The sequence below is a fragment of the Duganella sp. GW821-FHT07G03 genome, from assembly GCF_059418605.1.
Genome location: NZ_JBWKQE010000001.1, coordinates 395,494 through 415,716, shown reverse-complemented (window position 1 = coordinate 415,716; position 20,223 = coordinate 395,494). Strand labels below are relative to the sequence as shown.

Sequence of the window (20,223 nt, the reverse complement as noted above, 5' to 3'; positions counted from 1 at the left end):
TGTCCCCATCGTCTAGAGGCCTAGGACATCACCCTTTCACGGTGAGTACGGGGGTTCGAATCCCCCTGGGGACGCCAGTATTGCAAAAGCCGCCTAGAGCGGCTTTTTTGTTTTTGCAGCCTTTGCGCGCTTGTTGCAAGCTCGACTATGTTTCGGGTTTTTCCTGTAAAAACAAGGGTTTGCTATTGCCAAGCGCGGATTTGACTGCTATGATTCGCGCCTTAGAAAAGTCCCCATCGTCTAGAGGCCTAGGACATCACCCTTTCACGGTGAGTACGGGGGTTCGAATCCCCCTGGGGACGCCAGTGTTTCAGGACTTTTCTAACAGGTCAGCGCAGTTGATACGCGCATGGACAGATTTCTGTCCCCATCGTCTAGAGGCCTAGGACATCACCCTTTCACGGTGAGTACAGGGGTTCGAATCCCCTTGGGGACGCCAGTCAAGCAAAAAGCCGCCTAGTGCGGCTTTTTGCTTTTCCGGGCTTACCACATGATGGGGTTGTACGGCTGCGGCAGCGGGAAGCGCCCCATATGGAGCGGCCATTGCGTGCCGTAGGCGGCCATCTGCGCCGCCCGCGCCACGTCCAGCCCCAGCGGATCGTAGACCGCGCCGCCGCCCATCAAGCCGCTCATTGGGTTCCCCATCGCGCCACCCAGCGCGCCGCCCAACTGCGGCGCCGCCATCATCGGCGACAGCACGCCGGCCTGCTGCGGCGCCACCTGCGCGGGCTGCTGGTTGGCCTGGTTCTGCAAGCCCACCGCCACCAGCACATCCGGCAAGCCGAAACCGGTGCGGCTCTGGTCGGCCAGGCTGACCCGGTGCGCGCTGGCGCGGATGATCTGGAACAGCCGCTCGACCCGCTCGGCCCCGCGCGCCTTGTACTGCGGCGACTGGAAGTCCGGGTGGTGCGCCAGGGTCAGCGCCGCCAGCCCGGTCACGTGCGGGGTCGCCATCGAGGTGCCGTCCCAGGCCGCGAAATTATTCGGCGGCACGCAAGAGGTGATCGCCACCCCCGGCGCGCACACCGCCACCTGCGGTCCAAAGCAGCTGAACTTGGCAGTGAAGTAGCCGTAGGCGTCGACATTCTGGTCCAGCGTCTGCGCGTGGTAGCTGTCGGCCGGGAACTCGTCGAGCTTGCCCACCGCCGCCACCGCCAGCACATTCGGCGACGAGGCAGGGTATTGCACCGCGCCGCCCGAATTGCCGGCCGCGACAATGCAGGCGATGCCGGCCCGCTTGGCGCGCACGATCTGCTGCTCCAGCGCTTCCGACACCTCGGCCCCGCCCAGGCTCAGGTTGACCACGTCGATCTGCTTGTCGATGCAGTACTCCAGCGCGTCGATCAGCTGGCTGATCTGCCCGCCGGGGAAGAGCTTGCAGGCATGGACCTCGGCGTCCGGCGCAAAGCCGCGGATGCCCGAGGCGATGTCGGCCGCCGCGATCACGCCGGCGCAGTGCGAGCCGTGGCCCAGCGTGTCCTGGTCCCAGCCGTCGGGGTTGGTTTTCTTGTTCAGCACGTCGAAGCCGGCCTTGATGCCTTTCAGGTTGGCGTGGGTGGTGGCCGCGCCGGAATCGATGATGGCGATCTTGATCCCCTGGCCGCGATAATTGCCGGGCAGCTGATCCAGCCGCATCGCCTTCTGGCCCCAGCCGTAGGCGCGCTGGCGCGGGAAGCCGGCCAGCGACGGCCAGTCCGACAGCGCGCGCAGCGTCACGACATTGGCTTCGTCGGTACTGATGTCGGGGTCGCGCTGGTAGAAGCTCCAGTAATCGGACTTGGGCTTGACGTACAGGCCGCGCACCGATTCCGGCGTCTCGCCGAACAGCGACAGCGTGACCTGGCCGTTGGCGTCGGTCACGCCGCTGGCCGGCAGCATGCTGCCGAACAGCGACACTTCCGCTTCCGCCTGCGGTGCGCCGTCCTTGCCGATCACGCTGACGACGGCGTTGAGCACCGGGCCGCCGCTGGTCGACATGACGCCGGTTACCATTGCCGGCTGGCGCAGCGCCGGGTCCATCAGGTTCAGGTGCTGGTCGTTTTCCACCAGCAGCCGGCCCTGGCCTTGCTGGTGCAGCACGGCGGCTTTCTGTTCCGTCATGCGCGCCACCAGCACGCCTTGCGAGCCGCCCATGCCGTCGGCCAGCGCGCCGAGCACGGATTTCGGGCCGACCGTGTCGACCACTTCGATGTCGTTGCTGCTGCGCAGAGCCTGTTCCAGCGCCGAGAATTGCAGCGGCTGGAAACTCATCGCCTGCAAGCCGTCCGGTTGGCGCGGCGCGATCACATACTGCTTCTTGCGCGCCGAGATAGCGCGGCCAGCGCCGTTGGCGGGGCGTTTGCCGGGATCGCCGGCGGTATCGGCCGCCGTGTCGCCGGCAGCGGCGACCGGGCCGGCGCCGGCGCCGCTGGAGCCGCGCGTTGAGCGGCTGGTGTTGTCTGTGGAACTGGCAGGTTCGCCGCCGCCGGAAAGCGTGGGATCCGGGGACGACGAGACGCCATCGTTGGAGGGTTTGGGCATGGACTTTCCTTTCAAATCGGATCGGCCTGCTCGCGGTCGAAAAGCGACAGCGGCTGGTCCGGTTCTATCGTCAATTGGTGGGAGGGCGTGCCGGTGCTGCGGAAATGCAGCTCCAGCACGCGGGCTTTGTCGGGACTGATTTCTACGACCGCCGTATGCGGCTGGTCGTGCGGACCGATGACGTCGACCACAGTGATCTCGGGGTCGACGTCGGCCAGCGCCAGAAAATCGGCCAGCGGCGCGCCGCCGGTGGCATGGATCAGATACCTGGCCTTCTTGGCTTGCGCGCCTTGGGTTTCAAACATGAGGGTCTCCTTGAAAAGTGCAGCGCCCTCCGCGGCCGCCGCCGTCGGAGGGCAGGGACGGCGGCGCCGTCCGGTCAGCGCCTCAGCGCGCGGTCAATGCAGTAATTGACCGCCGTACAGCGCGGTGTTGCCGGCGTTGGCCATTTGCGCCTGCTGCGAAAGCTGCGCCAGTTGCGCTTGTTGTGCCTGCTGCTGTTGCTGTTGCTGTTGTAGCTGCTGTTGCAACTGCTGCGTATAGGCCGCAGTCACCGGGTCCACGGCGAACGGCAGCATGCCGCCCAGCTGCCCGGCGATGCCGCCGATGGTGTTGCCCAGTCCCGAATTGCCGAAGGCGCCGCCGATCACGCCGCCCAGCGGTTGCGCCACGCTCTTGATGATGTTGCCGAACCAGCCCTGCGGCGCCAGGCCTTGCAGCTGTTGCAGCTGTTGCAGCTGCGCGTCCTGGGCTTGCTGCGCATAGGCTTGCGTCACCGGATCGACGGCGAACGGCAGCAGGTTGGCGATGTTGGGACCCGGGTAGCCGATGCCTGGGCTGCCGATGGGGCGGCTGAAGATGGGTGGGCTGATGATGCCGGTATTCGCGCGGTTGCGCAGCAGGTCGCTGAAGTAGCCCTGCGGCGCCAGGCTTTGCGCTTGCAGCTGCGCCGCCTGCTGTGCATAGGCTTGCGCCACCGGATCGGCCGAGAAGGGCAGCATGCCGCCCAGCTGGCCGGCGATGCCGCCGATGGTGTTGCCGATCCCCGCATTGCCGAAGGCGCCGCCTATCATGCCGCCCAGCGGCTGCGCCACGCTCTTGATGATGTTGCCGAACCAGCCTTGCGGCGCCAGGCCTTGTGCTTGCAGCTGTTGTAGTTGTTGGAGCTGCGCTGCTTGCTGGGCATAAGCCTGCTGCACCGGATCGGCCGCGAACGGCAGCATGCCGCCCAGCTGGCCGGCGATGCCGCCGATGGTGTTGCCCAGGCCGGCGTTACCGAAAGCGCCGCCGATGGCGCCGCCCAGCGGTTGCGCCACGCTCTTGATGATGTTGCCAAACCAGCCCTGTGGTGCGAGCTGGGCCTGTTGCAGTTGCTGCAGTTGCTGTTGTTGTGCTTGTTGTGCGTAGGCGGCAGTCACCGGGTCGACGCCCAGTGGCAGGAAGGCGCCGCCGATGCCACCGGCCGCCTGGCCGATCTGGTTGCCGAGATGAGAGTTGCCGAACAGCCCGCCGATGCCGCGGCCGATCAGGCCGCCCAGCGGTGCGCCCAGCAAGCTGCCGAAGAAACCTTGCGGCGCCAGGCCGCCCAGTTGTTGCGGTGCTAGTTGTTGTGCATAGTATTGTTGATACTCGTTCATGACATCTCCTTGTTGTGGTTGCTGTTGGCCAGCGCCGTCCGCGTGCCGCTTGAACCGGCGCTGGAAGGGATTGGACTGGGCCAGTGAGCGGAAGTTTTGGTATTCTTGGTGGCTCTCGCACGTTAATCAGGTATCATCCAGCCTCACTTTTTTTTCGACCTGTCATGAAGAAATTCCGCCGCCTCGATCTGTTCTGCCGTGTGGTCGACAACTACGGCGACATCGGCATCTGCTGGCGCCTGGCGCGCCAGCTGCGGCGCGAGCACGACCTCGCCGTCACCTTGTGGGTCGACGACCTGGCCAGCTTCCGCCGCATCTGCCCCGAGGTCGACACCGCCGCCGACCGCCAGCAGCTCGATGGCGTGCAGGTGCGCCACTGGCGCGACCAGGACGGCGTCTACACGCCGGCCGACGTGGCCGACATCGTCATCGAATTCTTCGCGGTCGACATCCCGCCCGGCTACATCGAGGCGATGGCGCAGTGCGAGCCGCGCCCGGTGTGGTTCAACCTGGAAGGCCTGACGGCGGAGGAGTGGGTCGAAGGCTGTCATCGGCTGACGTCGCCGCATCCGCGCCTGTCGCTGACCAAGCATTTCTTCTTCCCCGGCTTCACCGACAAGACCGGCGGCCTGCTGCGCGAGGCGGAGCTCGATGAACAGCGGCGCCAGTTCCAGTCCTCGCCGGCGGCGATGGCGGCGTTCCTGGCGCGCTTCGGCGTCACGCCGGCCGAGATGGCGGCCACCAAGGTCTCGCTGTTCTGCTACCCGCACGCGCCGGTGTCGGCGCTGCTGGACGTCTGGCGCCAGGGCGATACGGCCATCACCTGCCTGGTGCCGGAAGGCGTGGCGGCCGAGTCGGTGCAAGCCTTCCTCGGCGCCGACGCCATCGCCGGCGCCAGCGCCACCGACGGCGCGCTGACCTTGCGCGTGCTGCCCTTCGTGCCGCAGCCGGACTACGACAAGCTGTTGTGGGCCTGCGACCTGAACTTTGTACGCGGCGAGGATTCCTTCGTGCGCGCGCAGTGGGCCGGCAAGCCCTTCGTCTGGCACATCTATCCGCAGGAGGAAGACCTGCACCACCAAAAACTGCGCGCCTTCCTGCAGCGCTACGCCACGGAGCTGGCGGCGCTGGCCGAATTTTCGCTGCGCTGGAACGGCGCGCCGACGGCGGGCGAGGGCAGCGACTGGGCGTCGCTGTGGCAGGCGTTCGCGCGCCAGATGCCGGCGATGAGCGCGCGCGCCGCCGAGTGGCAGGGACAAATGCTGGCCAACGGCGACCTGGCCGCCAATCTGATGGCGTTCGCCGCCACGCTGAGATAGGCGGCGCGGGAAAAGCCGGGTATAATGCCGGGTTAATCTTTAGCGCATTTTTACCTGATCAACCGTGAGCTTTGGGCCTAGCACCTGGCGACAGATGATTTTTACGCAACCTACTTTTTACGTACACTCTCTATGAAACCTGCAAAAGAAATTCGTGTTGGCAACATCATCATGGTTGACAGCAAGCCTATGATCGTTCTGCGCTCCGACGTCAACGGTTCGAGCCGCACGGGCTTCACGTACAAATGGAAGATGAAGAATCTTCTGACCAACACCCCGATGGAAAACGTATTCCGCGGCGACGACAAGTTCGACGTGGTGGTTCTGGACAAGAAGCCAGTGACCTACTCGTACTTCGCCGATCCGCTGTACGTGTTCATGGACACCGACTACGAGCAATACGAAATCGAAGAAGAAAACCTGGGCGAAGCGCTGAACTACCTGAAAGACGGTATGGAATGCGAAGCCGTGTTCTACGACGGCAAGGCGATCTCGGTTGAACTGCCAACCACCATCGCACGCCAGGTCGTGTACTCGGAGCCTGCGGTCAAGGGCAACACTTCGGGCAACGTCCTGAAAGAAGCCAAGATCGAAAACGCCATCGAAGCCCATCGCCACACCGTGCAAGTGCCGCTGTTCGTGAGCCAGGACGACGTCATCGAAATCGACACCCGTACCAACGAATACAAGCGTATCGTTCGTAACTAATCGGTTTTAGTGCTAAAAAAGCACGCCCAAGCATGTTAAACACATGCCGGCGTGCTTTTTTTATTGGAAATTGGTAATTATTTGCTGATTTGTAATAATTTTTGTAGTGTGGCTGGCAACACGCTGATATATTTATGCAACGCAATAAATAGTGCGCATTGGTGATCAGTTCAAACCACTCACGAGGATGGCATGGATCGCAGGGAATTCGTTCGTATCGGCGTGGCGGCGGGTGCCGCGGCGGGCAGCAACCGGGTGCTGGCGGCGCCGGCGAGTGCGGCGTCCAAGCATGGCCCTGGCGGCATTCTCGATGCCGGCGTCTGGGAACAGCAGCAGATGATGGAGGCCGGCAAGCTGACCTCGCACTCGCTGACTTCGCAATACCTGGCCCGCATCAAGACCATCGACAAAGCCGGACCCCGCCTCAACGCCATCATCGAAATCAATCCCGAAGCGCTGAAGATCGCGCTGGAAATGGACCGTGAGCGCAACCTCAAGCGCGTGCGCGGCCCGCTGCACGGCATCCCCGTCCTCCTCAAAGACAACATCGCCACCGGCGACCGCATGAGCACCACCGCCGGCTCGTTGGCGCTGAACGGCATCCGCGCCGCGCGCGACGCCCACGTTGCGGCGCAGCTGCGCGCGGCCGGCGCCGTCATCATCGGCAAGACCAACCTCAGCGAGTGGGCCAATATGCGCTCGACGCATTCGGTCAGTGGCTGGAGCGGGCGCGGCGGCCTGACCTTGAATCCGTATTCGCTGGACCGCAATTGCAGCGGCTCCAGCTCCGGCTCGGGCGCGGCGATCGCCGCCGGTCTGGCCACGCTGGCGGTCGGCACCGAGACCGACGGCTCGATCGTGTCGCCGGCCTCGATCTGCGGCCTGGTCGGCATCAAGCCAACCTTGGGACTGGTCAGCCGCAGCGGCATCATCCCGATCGCCCACTCGCAGGACACGGCCGGCCCGATGGCGCGCAGCGTCGCCGACGCCGCGCTGATGCTGGCCGCGATGACCGGCGTCGACGCCAGGGACCCGGTGACGCAGCAAGGCGCCGGCAAGGCCGGCGACTACCGCGCCGCGCTGGAGAAGGGCGGCTTGAAGGGCAAGCGCATCGGCGTGGCCCGTAACTTCTTCGGCACCAACGACGAGCTGGACGCAGTGATCGAAAAAGCGCTGCTGGACTTGAAGGCGCAGGGCGCGATCCTGGTCGACACCGAAGTGCCCAACATCAGCAAATATGGCGACAGCGAAACCGAAGTGCTGCTGTACGAATTCAAGGCCGACCTGGCGGCCTACCTGAAGGAATATGCGCCGCACGCGCCGGTGTCCAACATGGCCGACGTGATCGCCTTCAACCAGAAAAACCACCAACAAGAGTTGCCGTACTTCGGCCAGGAATATCTGGAGCGCGCGCAAGCGAAGGGCGATCTCGACACTCCGGCCTACCGCGATGCGCTGGCCAACAACCAGCGCTACGCGCGCGCCGAAGGCATCGACCAGGTGATGCGCGAGCACCAGCTCGACGCGCTGGTGGCGCCGACCGGCGGCCCGGCCTGGCTGACCGACTTCATCAACGGCGACCATTTCGGCGGCAGCTTCTCGTCGCCGGCGGCGGTGGCGGGCTACCCGCACATCACGGTGCCGGCGGGGTATGTGCACGGCCTGCCGGTAGGCCTGTCGTTCGTCGGCGCCGCCTACAGCGAAGCCGTGCTGATCCGCATGGCCTACTCCTACGAACAAGCGACGCTACACCGTCGCGCCCCGCAATTCCCCGCCAGCGTCTCCCTCGCCGTCCGCTAAAAAGAGGGTCAAGTCTGACATTCGGACACGGGCACAACTGTAGTAAAGTTGCTAAGCTTGAGCTCGTGTCCGAATGTCAGACTTGACCCTAATTTTAAGGAGGAATTGAATGATTAAACCTTTGTTCCGTTTTGCATTGCTGGCGCTGGTTGCCGGCGCGCTTTCTCCGGTATTGGCGGCTTCCGCCGTGAAGAGCGATGGCGGCCGTGCGTTTGCCAAGCCGCAGCAGCTGATTGATGTCGGCGGTCGCAAGATGAATCTGCATTGCAGCGGCGAGGGCGACACCACCGTGTTGTTCGACTCGCCGTCCGGTGACGCAGGTTGGGCCTGGTTCAAGGTGCAGCCGGAAGTGGCCAAGCACACGCGCGCCTGCGTGTTCGACCGCGCCGGCTACGGTTTCAGCGACCCCGCAACGCGTCCGAACACTTCCGAGAACGTGGCCGAGGATCTGCACAAGCTGCTGGACGGCGCCGGCGTCAAGCCGCCGTATATCCTGGTTGGCAATTCGCTCGGCGGCGCCAATGTGCAGGTCTACACCTATCGCTATCCGGACGAGGTCAAAGGCCTGGTGCTGGTCGAAGCGCAGCATGAAGACGAAACCAGCCGCCTCGATAAAGTCACCGATGGGAAGATCAAGCAGATCTACGGCATGGTCGAGCAGCAGAACCAGTACTGCCTGGCCGCCGCCAGCAAAGGCAAGGGCATCGCCGCCGGCAGCCAGCAGCAGAAGAACTGCATCGGCGATCCGTCGACCTTCTTCGGCCCTGCACTGGGACCGGTGGTGCTGGCGCAGGAGCGCAAGCCGACCTACTGGCGCACCACGGTGGCGGAATGGAATGCGATGAAGGACAGCGACGAGCAGCTGCGCGCCTTGCGCCGCCCGCTCGGCGACCTGCCGCTCGTGGTGCTGACGCGCGGCGTGAGCCCGTATGCGGTGCCGAACCAGCCGCAAAGTGCGCTCAATAAAGCGATGGAAGACGAGAACGTGGCGATCCAGAAGCAGATGGCCGCGCTGTCCACGCGCGGCACGCAGCGTATCGTGGCCGGCGCCGGCCACGGGATTCAGGTCGACAAGCCGGAAGCCGTGACCGAGGCCGTGCTGGAAGTGCTCACACAGGTCAAATAGTCACACCCAATTCGCGCAGGATCTGTTCCTTCATCTCCTGGAACTCGGGACGGGACAGCTTGCGCGGATGCGGATGCGGCACCTCGAACGTCGCCTGTATCCGCGTCGGCCGTGGCGACAGCACCAGGATGCGGTCCGCCATGAACAGCGCTTCCTCCACATCGTGCGTGATCAGGATCACCGTGTGACGTTCCTCGGAAAGGATGCGCAGCAGCTCGGTGCGCATCTTCAGGTTCATCAACGCGTCCAGCGCGGAGAAGGGTTCGTCCATGTACAGGATCTCCGGCTTGACCACGAAGGCCCGCGCCAGCTCCACCCGTTTCAACATGCCACCCGACAGCTCGTGCGGATAGCTGTTCTCGAAACCCTTCAAGCCCACCATCTCCGCATAGTGATCGGCCAGCGCCGATTTGTCGCCATGGCCGTTGCCGGTCAGGCCGAACATCAGGTTCTGCTGCACCGTCAGCCACGGGAACACCGAACCATGCTGCGAGATCGCGATGCCTTTGGGGCTCGGCCCGCGCCGCACCGTGCCGTCGATGCGCACCTCGCCCTCGCTGGGCTGCTCGAAGCCGGCGATGATCTTCATCAGCGTCGATTTGCCGCAGCCGGACGGCCCGACGATGGCGACGAATTCGCCATCCTTCACATCCAGGCTGACGCCGCCGACCACCGGCAGCTCCTTGAAGTTTTTCTTGATATCGTTGACGACGATCTTAGCGTCCATAGCGCCACCTTACCGATTTGAGGCCTTCGAGTTTGCGCATCACCGCGTCCAGTATCAGGCCGATGACGCCGATGATGATCATGCCGGCGATGACCAGGTCATAGCGGTTGCCGGCGTTGCGGGAGTCCATGATCAGGTAGCCCAGGCCGGAGCGCAGCGCGATCATCTCGGCCGCCACCACCACCAGCCACGCCACGCCCAGCGCGATGCGCATGCCGATGATAATCTCCGGCAGCACCGCCGGTATGATCACCTGCCGGAACAGCGTAGTTTTGGAAACGCCGAAGTTCTCCGCCGCCCGCAGGTAGCGCCGCTCGATGGTGTGCACGCCGGACGCGGTCTGCACGATCATCGGAAACACGGCGGCGATAAAGATCAGGAAGATCGGCGACAGGTTGCCGACCCCGAACCACAGGATCGCCAACGGTATCCACGCGATCGGCGAGATCGGCCGCAGGATCTGGAAGATGGGGTTGAGCGTGATGTAGGCGCCGTCCACGCGGCCCATCCACAAGCCCAGCGGAATCGCCACCGCCGCCGCCAGCCCGAAGCCGGTGCCAACGCGGAACAGCGAGGCGCCGATATGCTCCCACAGCGTGCCGTCTTCGGCCAGTTCCAGCGTGCCGGTCACCACTTGCAGCGGCGTCGGGAAGATCACGCTCTCGGTCTGCACCACCACGATCCACCACAGGGCGATCAGCGCGGCCAGCACCGCCAGCGGCGGCAGGATTTTCTTGAGTTTTTCCATAACGTCCAATTAGGTTGAGAACATATGCGGCGCGCGCGCCCAGATGCGCAGGGCGCGCCACTTCAGGCGCGGCCAGCCGACGGGCGGCATGGCGTCGACCACCACCCGCATTTGGCCGCTGGCGTGTGCGGTGCAGGCGAAGTCGTTGACGGAGACGGTTTCAAACGGCAGCCGGAAACTCTGGCCCGGCATGATCAGCACCGGCCCGAAGATCTGCGGCACGCTGTCCTTGTTGCGCAGCAGGAGCACATCGTTCGCACCCTGCGTCAGATGGATTTCGGAAGGCAGGATCTCCACCTTGTCGCCGGCCATGCGGCGCGCCCAGGTGCCGTTGGGGATTTCAAACAGCTCGTCGCGTGAGGGCAGGGCGAGCGGTGCCAGCGCGGCCCATGCGCACAGGGCTACGACGCCGGTAGCGGCAAGGCCCAGCGCGATAACGGCCGGTTTGCGTAGGCGTTGCGTACTCAATTCTTCAGCAGCAGCGTGGCGTCATGCACCACGTCGGCGGCGGTGCGTCCGAACGGCAGCAGCGCGCGCAAGCTTCCCTTGCGATCGACGAAGTACAGGTACGAGGAATGGCCGACGGTGTAATCGGTCTTGCTACCGTCGATCATCTTCTTGGTCGCGGTGATGCCGTAGTCCTGGCGCACGCGCGCCATTTGCTGCGGCGTGCCGGTGGCGCCGACGAAGGTCGGGTCGAACGCGCGCAGATAGTTCCGCATGCGCTCGGGCGTGTCGCGCTCGGGATCGACGGTGACGTAAATCACCTGCAGCTGGCTGGCCTGCGCGCCCATCTGCCGGCGCGCCTCCGCCAGCATCCCCAGCGATACCGGGCACACATCCACGCACGAGGTGTATCCGAATTCCAGCAGCACCAGCTTGCCCCGGTACTGGCTCAGTTTCAGCTCCTTGCCGTCCGAGCCGCGCACCGTGAAGTCGGGCGCCATGCGCGGCGGATCGAATACGCCGGCCTTCAAGCCAAGGGTGTCGGCGGCTTGCGCGCCGAACGCGATCGACATCGCCAGTAACGCTACGCTCCACTTGCTCATATGTTGATGGCGACCGGCTTGATGGCCTTGACGAAGCTCTCGTCCACGTAGGACTCGTAGGCGATGGGGTGCTTGATGGTGCCGGCTTCGATCGACAACTGCATCAACTCGTCGAACTCGGCGCGTATCATGCGCAGGTCGCCGTAGGTCACGCGGTCGGTCGGGTTCTGCATCACGAAGCGCAGGATGTTCGGGTCCTGGTTGAAGTACTTGCGGCCGGCGGCGATGGTGATCGCCTTCTCGCGGCTGGCCGGCGTGGAATCGAGCCAGCTGCCGGCGGCCTGCACGTAGTTGACCAGCTCCTGCACCAGCGGGCGGTTTTCCTTGATCAGCTCTTCGCGTACCGTTAGCACGCAGCAGATGTAGTTGCGCCACTCGTCGCGCGTCATCGCCAGCGGACGGGCGTAGCCGGCGCGCTGCGCTGCGGCGCCGAAAGGTTCGCCGGTGCAGTAGCCGTCCACCGCCTTGGCGTACAGCGCGGCCGGCATGTCCGGCGGCGCCATCTCGACGATCTCGATATCCTTGGGCGTCATCTTCTCGCGCGCCAGCATTTTACGCAGGAATAGGAAGTCCACCGCGAAGCGGCTTGGTATGGCGATGCGCTTGCCGCGCAGGTCGGAGAATTTTTTATGCGTGGAGTCGGTGCGCACCATGATGACGGCGCCCGAACGGTGGCCCAGCGAGACGATCTTGACGGGGATGCGTTTGTCGGCCAGGTCCATCACCAGCGGCGCCAGCATGTAGGCGGCCTGGATGCGGCCCGTCATCAGCGATTCCTTGACCTCTGGCCAGCCGTTGTATTTGCTGTATTCGAAGCCGCGCGGCAGCGCGCCCGGTTTGCCCGCTGCCGCGGCCTTCGCCATGCAGGCAACCGGCAGCGTCAGATTGCAGGTGACGGGCAATCCTCCGACCTGGATGGGGGCATCGGCCGCGCGCGCGCTGGACGGCAAAATCAGCGGCAGCGCGGGCGCGGCGGCGGACAGCAGGCCGCCCAGCAGCCGGCGGCGCAGCGGTGAATCGGGGGAGGGATCGTCTCTGGTATCCATGGCGCCTGGCCGCATAGTATTTTGCTGTAATTGTACTACAGCCAGTACTACAGCCCTTTACGGACCAGCACCGGATCGGCGCGATACACATCCGGCGCGATACGCTTCAGGTTCTCGACCTTTGGCAGGTCGTTGAAGGCGATGTACGGATGGCTGGGGTGCAGCGTCAGGAAGTTCTGGTGATAGGTCTCGGCCGGGTAGAATGCCTTGTCCATTTCGATCCTGGTCGCCAGCGGTTTCTTGAACACGTGCGACGCATCCAGCTGGGCGATGTACTTTTCCGCCACGCTGCGCTGAACCGGCGTTTGCGGGAAGATCGCCGAACGGTATTGCGTGCCGCTGTCCGGTCCCTGGCGATTGAGCTCCGTCGGATTGTGCGCCACCGAGAAGAAGATCTGCAGCAGCTTGCCGTAGCTGACCTGCGCCGGGTCGTAGGTGATCTTTACGCTCTCGGCGTGGCCGGTGTCGCCACCGCTGACGGCGTCGTAGTTGGCGCTGCGGCTGTCGCCGCCGGCATATCCGGAGACGGCGTTGCTGACGCCTTTCACATGCTGGAAAACGCCCTGTACGCCCCAGAAGCAGCCGCCGGCAAAGATCGCGGTGGCCGCATGCCCGGCGCCGGCCGGTTCATCGATCGCCGGCGGGGCGATCACCACCGCGACCTCCGCCGATTCCGCCGGCTGCTGCCACAGTGCCACGCCGAAGATGGCCGCGCCGACCAGAGCCGCAGGACCGCCCCAATTTTTCAGGATACTGTTCATGATGTGCTCTCCATTTCAACCAAAGGTAAAGGCGTAGGCTTGCGCGCCGGGATCGAGAAATTCAATGCTGAAGGTGCGGTCGGCGATGCCGCCGGACTGCCGCACCAGCTGATACAAACGCTGCCCGGTGATGGTACCGCTGCCGTCGGCGCCGACGTCGGTGCCGTGGCTGGCGCCTGGCGCGGCGCCGTCTACCGTCACGCGGAAGCGCACCGGCTTGCCGTCCTTGCCGGGGCCGAGCACCAGGTGCAGGTCGCGCGCATGGAAGCGGTAGACGATGCGCCCCGTGCCCTGGCTCAGTGTGACCTGGTCGGGCTGCGACAGCCAGTTCCCGGCCAGGCCCCATTGATTCAGCGCCAGCTGCGAAGGTGCGGTGTAGCTGCGCGCCTTGTCCGCTGCCTGACCTTCCGGCGAGGCGAAGTTCCGTGCGCGTTCGTAGCCCAGATAGGTCTCCGGTGAAGCCACCTGGCTCATGTCGGCGGCCTGCTGCACGCCCTTGGCGTCTTCCGCGCTGACTACCGTGTTGGCGACGTTCTTGCGGCCCGCTTCCTCCAGCAGTTGCTGGATCACCTGCTCGGACTGGGCGTATTCGCCTTCGCCGAAATGGTGATGACGGATCTGGCCCTTAGCGTCGATGAAGTAGTGCGCCGGCCAGTACTGGTTGCCGAAGGCGCGCCAGATGGCGTAGTCGTTATCGACGGCGACAGGGTAGGTGATGCCGAGATCCTTGATCGCCTTGCGGACGTTGCCGATATCGCGTTCGAAGGCGAATTCGGGAGCGTGCACGCCGATCACCACCAGGCCCTGGTCGCGATATTTTTCCGCCCAAGCTTTCAGATAAGGCATGGTGCGCAGGCAGTTGATACAGGAGTAGGTCCAGAAGTCGACCAGCACTACTTTGCCTTTCAGCTGGGCTGCGGTCAGCGGCGCGGAGTTCAGCCAGTCGACGGCGCCGGTCAGCGGCGGCAGCTTGCCTTCCACCGGGAGCGTGTCATCGTTCGACGCTGCGCCGTGCATGGCCATCATGGCAGCGCCCTTGCCGGTCATCGCGGTGCGCGACATCATCGCACCGCCGGCCATCATCGCGCCGCCTTGCGGTTCGCGGGGCGACAGCTTATCGATCAGCTTCTGCTCCAGACCCGCCGTCGCCACGGTCGACACCCGTGTCAACAGCCCGGTATCGAGCCCGCTGGCGATGGCCGCCACGCCGCCCAGCATCGCCACGCCCAAGCCGCGCCGTATCCATTCGCCCGCGCCCAATGAGCGCTTCATCGCGCTGAAGACCTTACCGCCGATGAGCAGCGCCAACGCCAACGAAGTCGCCGCGCCAGCCGCATAAGCCAGCAGCAGCAAGGTAGTCCCGGCACTGGCGCCGTTCAGCGCCGCGCCGGTCAGCACCAGGCCAAGCACCGGACCGGCGCAGGGAGCCCACAGCAGACCGGTCGCAATCCCGAGCAGGAACGACGCCCGCGCTCCGGACCATGCACCGTCACCAGTTGCAGCATCCGACGCATGCGCCTTGCTGGACAGCTTGTCGCCCAGCGCCACTAGCGGCTTGGTCAGGCGATCCGCCAGATGCGGCAGCATCAAGGTCAAACCAAAGAAAGCCATCAGCGCCATCGCCAGCCAGCGTCCGTACTGGTTGGCCTGCACCACCCAGCCGCCACCGACCGCCGCCAGCGTGGCCACCAGCGCAAAGGTCAGTGCCATCCCGGCCAACATCGGCAGGCCGCTGCGCACAAACGGCTGCCCGGTGCGCGCAAACACGAACGGCAGCACCGGCAAAATGCACGGGCTGAGGATGGTCAGCGCGCCGCCCAGATAAGAAAGAAGTATCAGCAACATGACGATCACCCTCCCGTTAAGCCGCGCCGGGCGTGAAGGTCAGCGCCAGACCGTCGATGCAGTAACGCAGGCCGGTCGGTTCCGGGCCGTCATCGAAAACATCGCCCAGATGCCCGCCGCAGCGGCGGCACTGCACCTCCGCGCCACGGAAGCCCAGCGACGTCGTGCGGCTGGTGTAGACGCCGCGTTCCAACGGCTTCCAGAAACTGGGCCAGCCCGTACCGCTATCGAACTTGGTCGCGGACGAGAACAAAGGATTCTGGCAGCCGGCACAGAAGAATTTTCCGGTGCGATGCTCCTTGTAGAGCGGGCTGCTGAACGGCCGCTCCGTGCCGCCGCGCCGCAAAATTTCGTACTGCGCAGGCGAGAGCAGGGCGCGCCATTCGGCGTCCGTGTGGGTCACTTCCCAGGCCGGAGTTGGCGCGGCATGGGCGGCGCGCCATTTTAAAGCTGCGGCGCCTGCCATCAGGGCGGCGCCGCTAGTCAGGAGAAATTTACGTCTGGAAGTCATAAGAGCTCCATAAAGTGGAATGTCGATGCAGCCATTGTGGCCGGGAAGGGCTGGCGAAATCCTCACGTAAACTTCAATTAAATGTGATACTTTTCAAGGCAGGAATCCCGCACAATGGCGGCACCCAGACTCTTACCCGGCCCGACTGACTATGGATTTACCAAAACGCGTCCTGATCGTTGAGGATGATATGCCCATCGCCGACCTGCTGCGCCTGCATTTGCAGGACGAGGGCTACCAGGTCACCCATTGCGCCGACGGCAACCAGGGCCTGGCCCAGCTGCGCACCGGTGGCTGGGATGCGCTGATCCTCGACCTGATGCTACCCGGCGTGGACGGCCTGGAAATCTGCCGCCAGGCGCGGGCAATGGCGACCTACACGCCCATCATCATCACCAGCGCCCGCTCCAGCGAAGTGCACCGCATCCTCGGCCTGGAACTGGGCGCGGACGATTACCTGGTCAAGCCGTTCTCGGTGCTGGAGCTGGTGGCGCGCGTCAAGGCGCTGTTGCGTCGTGCCGACGCCATGGCCCGCAACCAGCGCAACGAATCCGGCGCGCTGGAACTGAACGGTGTGCGTCTTGATCCTCTGACCCGGCAAGCCCAGGTCGAAGGCCGCCCGCTGGACCTGACGCCGCGCGAATTCGACCTGCTGTACTTCTTCGTCAAGCATCCCGAAAAAGTGTTCTCGCGGCTGGACCTGCTCAACCAGGTCTGGGGCTACCAGCACGACGGCTACGAGCACACGGTGAACACCCACATCAACCGCCTGCGCGCCAAGATCGAGGCCGATCCCGCCGACCCGGCCCGTATCCTGACCGTGTGGGGCAAGGGTTACCGCTTTGCCAACGGCGGGCCCGCGGAATGAACCTGAGCCTTTCCCAGCGGCTGTCGCTGGTGTTCTCTGTGCTGCTGCTGGCTTGCTGCGGCGCGTCCGCGTGGTTGCAGATCCGCGCCAACATCATGCATGAGAAGGAAGTGGTGCAGGGCCTGTCGCGCGGACTGGCGCGCAGCATCGCGCTCGATGCGCAGCTGATGCATGCGAACAGCGATCCCGCGCCAGCGCCCGGCGTACCGGCCAGTGTGGGCCTCGGCCCCGAAACGGTGCGTCGCCTGTTCGGCCAGCTGATGGTGGTCAATCCCAACGTCGAGGTCTATCTGCTGGACATGGACGGCCGCATCGTCGGCCACGCCGCGCCGGCCGGCCACCTGAAGCGCGACCATGTCAACCTTGAACCGATCCGCCGCCTGCTGGACAACCAGCCCTTGCCGATCCAGGGCGACGACCCGCGCAGCGACAGCGGCCGCAAGGTCTTCAGCGCGGCCGTGCTGCGCATGGATGAACGCAAGGTCGGCTACATCTACGTCATTCTGCAAAGCGAGGAGCATGACCGCCTTGCCGCCCGCGCCACCGCCAGTTCGGTGCTGCGCACGACCTTGTGGTCGATGGCGATCGTGGCCTTGCTAGGTCTCTTGGCCGGCCTGGTTGCCTTCCGCCTGATCACGCGGCCTTTGCATCGCCTGGCCGCCACCATGCGCCAGCTCGACACCAAGGCCGAGCAGCTGGTGCTGCCGCCGCCCAATGCCGGCGGGCGGCGCGACGAGATCGCGATCCTGGAGCGCACCTATGGCGAAATGGCGGAGCGCATCAACGAACAATGGCAGACCATGCGTCAGCTGGATCATGAACGCCGCGAAGTGGTGGCGAACATTTCGCACGACCTGCGCACGCCGCTTGGCTCACTGCACGGCTACCTGGAGACCTTGTCGCTGAAGGATGAAACGCTGGACGCGGCGAGCCGCCAGCATTACCTCGGCATCGCGCTGGCGCAGAGCCGCAAGGTGGGACGCCTGGCGCAGGCCCTGTTCGAGCTGGCGCGCCTGGAGCACGGCGCGGTGGAGCCGGAGATTGAAGCCTTTTCGCTCAGCGATCTGATACAGGACGTGTTCCAGAAATTCGAGCTGCGCGCCGAGGAAAAGCAGCTGCGCCTGAATGCCGTGCTGCCGCATCCGGCGCCGATGGTGCGCGCGGACCTGGGCATGATCGAGCGCGTGCTGACCAATTTGTTCGACAACGCGATCCGCCATACGCCGCCCGGCGGCACCGTCGAGATCACGGTGGAGCCGGGTGGGCAAGGTCACGTTCGCATCACCGTCGGCGATACCGGCCCAGGCATCCCGGTGGATATGGAGGGAGTACTGTTCCGCCGCCCATTCGCGCTGCGCGGCGAACACAGGGAAGGGGGCTTGGGCCTGCTGATCGTCAGCCGCATCTTGCAACTGCACGACAGCAGCATTGAATTGGTCCGCGTGCCGGAGCGGGGCGCCGTCTTCCGTTTTACGCTGGCGACGGCTTAGGCCTGCTGCAAAGGCGCGCGCCAGCTGTTCAGATAATGTTGCGGTGTTTTGCCGAGTATGCGGCGGAACATGGCGCTGAACGCGCTCGGGCTGGCGTAGCCCAGCGCCGCCGCGATCTCGCCCACGCTGTCGCCGCGCGCCAGCCGGCCGAACGCCTCGGCCAGATGCACCTGCTGCACCCACTGGCGGTAATGCAGCCCGGTCTCCTTGGGGAACAGACGGATCAAGGTGCGCGCGCTGGCGCCGGCTTCGGTGGCCCAGTCCTCGATGGTGCGCGGGCTGCCCGGATCGTCCACGATGGCTTCGCACACCGCCAGCAGGCGCCGGTCGCGCGGCCAGGGGATCGCGATCGGCACCGTCTCCGCCGCCGCCAGTTCGGACAGGATCAGCATCGCCAGATGTTCACCGCGGCCGGGCAGCGGGTATTCGATCGGCTCGTCCAGCAACGACAGTATCAGTTCGCGCAGCAGCGGGCTGACTTCGATCACGCGGCAGCTGTCGCCGAAAGCCTGTGCCGTTGCGGCCTCGATGTAGATGGTCCGCATCGTCACGCGGCTCAGCGAGGTCCATTGATGCACCACGCCCGGCGGGATGAACAGCGCGCGGCGCGGCGGCAGTAGCCATACGCCGAAGGCGGTCTTCACCTTCATCAGTCCTTCGGTGGCATAGAGCAGCTGCGCGCGTTCGTGGCTGTGCGGGGCCGCCGATACACCGTGCACCGCGTCGCGCGCCATTGCCGTGACCACGCGTGGCACGCGCTGATAATCGCGATGGTCGCCGCTGCGTTGGAGAGCTTTCATTGTCACTTATTCGACGAAAAATGGAATAGATCGGGTTTTCGACCATATTACACTGGCTGGCATGAATACATCCACACTTGCTCCCGCCAGTCGCCCGCACGGCGACACCGTTATCTCCATCCTCGGCGCCGTCGCCCTGGTCCATCTGCTGAACGACCTGACGCAAGCGATGCTGCCGTCGATCTACCCGATGCTGAAGGCGCAGTTCGGCCTGACGTTCACACAGGTCGGCCTGATCACGCTGGTCTTCCAGTGCACCGCCTCGCTGCTGCAACCGTGGATAGGCCTATACACCGACCGTCGCCCGATGCCATTTCTGCTGCCGCTGGGGATGGTCGCCACGCTGATCGGCGTGCTGATGATGTCCGTCGCCAGCAGCTTCCCGGCTTTGCTGATAGCCGCTGCGTTGATCGGCGTCGGTTCCTCGACCTTCCACCCGGAGGCTTCGCGCGTGGCGCGCATCGCCTCGGGTGGGCGGTTCGGTTTTGCGCAATCGCTGTTCCAGGTCGGCGGCAATGTCGGCTCGGCGCTTGGGCCTTTGCTGGCTGCGGCCATCATCATCGGCCGGGGGCAGGGCAATATCGCCTGGTTCGTGCTGGTGGTGGTGGTGGCGATTGCGGTGCTGGTGCATGTCGGCCGCTGGCATAGCGCGCACCTGGCCGGACTGCCGCGCAAAGCCGCATCGCACGCCGTATCGCCTTTATCTAAAGCCCGCGTTTATGGCGCGCTGACGGTGCTGGCGCTGCTGGTCTTCTCCAAGTACGTCTACATGTCCAGTTTGAGCAGCTACTACACCTTCTACCTGATCGATAAATTCGGCTTGTCGGTATCGTCGGCGCAGTTGTATCTGTTCTTGTTTTTGGCGGCGGTGGCGGCGGGCACCTTCATGGGTGGGCCGATCGGCGACCGCATTGGCCGCAAGCGCGTGATCTGGATCTCGATCCTTGGCGCGGCGCCGTTCACGCTGGCACTGCCCTACGTCGGCCTGTTTTGGACGGCGGCGCTGTCGATGGTGATCGGCTTTGTGATCTCGTCGGCGTTTTCCGCCATCGTGGTGTTCGCGCAGGAGCTCATGCCGGGCAAGGTTGGCATGATTGCGGGGATCTTCTTTGGATTGATGTTTGGCGTGAGCGGCATCGGCGCCGCCGCCATGGGGCATATCGCCGACGTGGCCGGCATCGCCTATGTGTACAAGCTTTGTTCGTTCCTGCCGCTGCTGGGCATCCTGACGGTGCTGCTGCCGCATATCGAGCAGCCGCACCGCTAAT

The 20,223-nt window shown here is 64.7% G+C and carries 19 protein-coding genes and 3 tRNA genes; 10 read left to right on the top strand and 12 right to left on the bottom strand.

All coding sequences use genetic code 11. The features are described 5' to 3' along the window. The first annotated feature begins 1 nt into the window (after window position 1). From AC07OK_RS01810 to AC07OK_RS01800, 3 genes are all read left to right on the top strand, one after another. Window positions 2–77: transfer RNA gene (locus tag AC07OK_RS01810), tRNA-Glu, on the top strand. A 152-nt stretch (window positions 78–229) separates the two neighbouring features. After that, window positions 230–305, top strand: a tRNA-Glu gene (locus AC07OK_RS01805). Window positions 306–363: 58 nt separating this feature from the next. Further along, window positions 364–439: transfer RNA gene (locus tag AC07OK_RS01800), tRNA-Glu, on the top strand. A gap of 44 nt (window positions 440–483) precedes the next feature. Here the strand turns inward: AC07OK_RS01800 and AC07OK_RS01795 are convergent. The 3 genes from AC07OK_RS01795 to AC07OK_RS01785 all read right to left on the bottom strand — a co-directional run bounded on the left by AC07OK_RS01795 (window position 484) and on the right by AC07OK_RS01785 (window position 4,157). After that, window positions 484–2,520: a S8 family serine peptidase gene (locus tag AC07OK_RS01795; RefSeq protein ID WP_494688691.1), complete on the bottom strand. Its 2,037-nt coding sequence runs from the start codon at window positions 2,518–2,520 to the stop codon at window positions 484–486. An 11-nt stretch (window positions 2,521–2,531) separates the two neighbouring features. After that, window positions 2,532–2,825, bottom strand: coding sequence for a hypothetical protein (locus AC07OK_RS01790; RefSeq protein WP_494688690.1), 294 nt, complete (start codon window positions 2,823–2,825; stop codon window positions 2,532–2,534). A gap of 93 nt (window positions 2,826–2,918) precedes the next feature. Continuing rightward, window positions 2,919–4,157 (bottom strand): hypothetical protein, encoded by a 1,239-nt coding sequence (locus tag AC07OK_RS01785; RefSeq protein WP_494688689.1) that lies wholly within the window; start codon window positions 4,155–4,157, stop codon window positions 2,919–2,921. A 164-nt stretch (window positions 4,158–4,321) separates the two neighbouring features. On the opposite strand from AC07OK_RS01785, the gene earP reads away from it, so the two are divergent. The 4 genes from earP to AC07OK_RS01765 all read left to right on the top strand — a co-directional run bounded on the left by earP (window position 4,322) and on the right by AC07OK_RS01765 (window position 9,110). Further along, entirely contained in the window at window positions 4,322–5,476 is a 1,155-nt protein-coding gene (gene earP / locus AC07OK_RS01780) for an elongation factor P maturation arginine rhamnosyltransferase EarP (protein WP_494688688.1), read from the top strand. Between the two features lie 132 nt (window positions 5,477–5,608). Further along, the gene (locus AC07OK_RS01775) at window positions 5,609–6,184 is read left to right on the top strand and encodes an elongation factor P (protein ID WP_116988197.1); all 576 of its coding nucleotides are present in this window, start codon (window positions 5,609–5,611) and stop codon (window positions 6,182–6,184) included. Between the two features lie 192 nt (window positions 6,185–6,376). Next, window positions 6,377–7,984 carry an amidase gene (locus AC07OK_RS01770; RefSeq protein WP_494688687.1) on the top strand — a complete coding sequence of 536 codons (1,608 nt, stop codon included), beginning with the start codon at window positions 6,377–6,379 and terminating at the stop codon, window positions 7,982–7,984. 109 nt (window positions 7,985–8,093) lie between these two features. Continuing rightward, window positions 8,094–9,110, top strand: coding sequence for an alpha/beta fold hydrolase (locus AC07OK_RS01765; RefSeq protein WP_494688686.1), 1,017 nt, complete (start codon window positions 8,094–8,096; stop codon window positions 9,108–9,110). Here AC07OK_RS01765 and AC07OK_RS01760 read toward each other — a convergent pair. The 8 genes from AC07OK_RS01760 to msrB are packed head-to-tail and all read right to left on the bottom strand — an operon-like array spanning window position 9,103 to window position 15,797. Further along, window positions 9,103–9,837 (bottom strand): ABC transporter ATP-binding protein, encoded by a 735-nt coding sequence (locus tag AC07OK_RS01760; RefSeq protein WP_494688685.1) that lies wholly within the window; start codon window positions 9,835–9,837, stop codon window positions 9,103–9,105. The genes AC07OK_RS01765 and AC07OK_RS01760 overlap by 8 nt on opposite strands. Beyond that, window positions 9,827–10,585: an ABC transporter permease gene (locus AC07OK_RS01755; protein WP_494688684.1), complete on the bottom strand. Its 759-nt coding sequence runs from the start codon at window positions 10,583–10,585 to the stop codon at window positions 9,827–9,829. The genes AC07OK_RS01760 and AC07OK_RS01755 overlap by 11 nt, the downstream gene beginning before the upstream one ends. Before the next feature lie 9 nt (window positions 10,586–10,594). Beyond that, window positions 10,595–11,053, bottom strand: a complete 459-nt coding sequence (locus AC07OK_RS01750) for a cupredoxin domain-containing protein (protein WP_494688683.1) — start codon at window positions 11,051–11,053, stop codon at window positions 10,595–10,597. Beyond that, on the bottom strand, window positions 11,050–11,634 hold the full coding sequence (locus AC07OK_RS01745) for an SCO family protein (protein ID WP_494688682.1): 585 nt from the start codon (window positions 11,632–11,634) through the stop codon (window positions 11,050–11,052). The genes AC07OK_RS01750 and AC07OK_RS01745 overlap by 4 nt, the downstream gene beginning before the upstream one ends. Beyond that, window positions 11,631–12,680 carry an ABC transporter substrate-binding protein gene (locus tag AC07OK_RS01740; protein WP_494688681.1) on the bottom strand — a complete coding sequence of 350 codons (1,050 nt, stop codon included), beginning with the start codon at window positions 12,678–12,680 and terminating at the stop codon, window positions 11,631–11,633. Before AC07OK_RS01740 ends, AC07OK_RS01745 begins: the two co-directional genes overlap by 4 nt. A gap of 47 nt (window positions 12,681–12,727) precedes the next feature. Then, window positions 12,728–13,441 (bottom strand): peptide-methionine (S)-S-oxide reductase MsrA, encoded by a 714-nt coding sequence (gene msrA, locus AC07OK_RS01735; RefSeq protein WP_494688680.1) that lies wholly within the window; start codon window positions 13,439–13,441, stop codon window positions 12,728–12,730. Window positions 13,442–13,456: 15 nt separating this feature from the next. Continuing rightward, window positions 13,457–15,286 carry a cytochrome c biogenesis protein DipZ gene (locus tag AC07OK_RS01730; RefSeq protein ID WP_494688679.1) on the bottom strand — a complete coding sequence of 610 codons (1,830 nt, stop codon included), beginning with the start codon at window positions 15,284–15,286 and terminating at the stop codon, window positions 13,457–13,459. Between the two features lie 16 nt (window positions 15,287–15,302). Then, window positions 15,303–15,797, bottom strand: coding sequence for a peptide-methionine (R)-S-oxide reductase MsrB (gene msrB, locus AC07OK_RS01725; RefSeq protein ID WP_494688678.1), 495 nt, complete (start codon window positions 15,795–15,797; stop codon window positions 15,303–15,305). A 151-nt stretch (window positions 15,798–15,948) separates the two neighbouring features. Between msrB and AC07OK_RS01720 the strand changes: the two genes are divergently transcribed. Beyond that, window positions 15,949–16,665, top strand: coding sequence for a response regulator transcription factor (locus AC07OK_RS01720; protein WP_116988204.1), 717 nt, complete (start codon window positions 15,949–15,951; stop codon window positions 16,663–16,665). After that, window positions 16,662–18,155, top strand: coding sequence for a sensor histidine kinase (locus tag AC07OK_RS01715; RefSeq protein WP_494688677.1), 1,494 nt, complete (start codon window positions 16,662–16,664; stop codon window positions 18,153–18,155). The genes AC07OK_RS01720 and AC07OK_RS01715 overlap by 4 nt, the downstream gene beginning before the upstream one ends. Here the strand turns inward: AC07OK_RS01715 and AC07OK_RS01710 are convergent. Beyond that, window positions 18,152–18,955 (bottom strand): AraC family transcriptional regulator, encoded by an 804-nt coding sequence (locus AC07OK_RS01710; RefSeq protein WP_494688676.1) that lies wholly within the window; start codon window positions 18,953–18,955, stop codon window positions 18,152–18,154. The genes AC07OK_RS01715 and AC07OK_RS01710 overlap by 4 nt on opposite strands. A gap of 61 nt (window positions 18,956–19,016) precedes the next feature. Here AC07OK_RS01710 and AC07OK_RS01705 point away from each other — a divergent pair, with 61 nt between their 5' ends. Further along, window positions 19,017–20,222, top strand: coding sequence for an MFS transporter (locus AC07OK_RS01705; protein ID WP_494688675.1), 1,206 nt, complete (start codon window positions 19,017–19,019; stop codon window positions 20,220–20,222). Window position 20,223 lies beyond the last annotated feature (1 nt).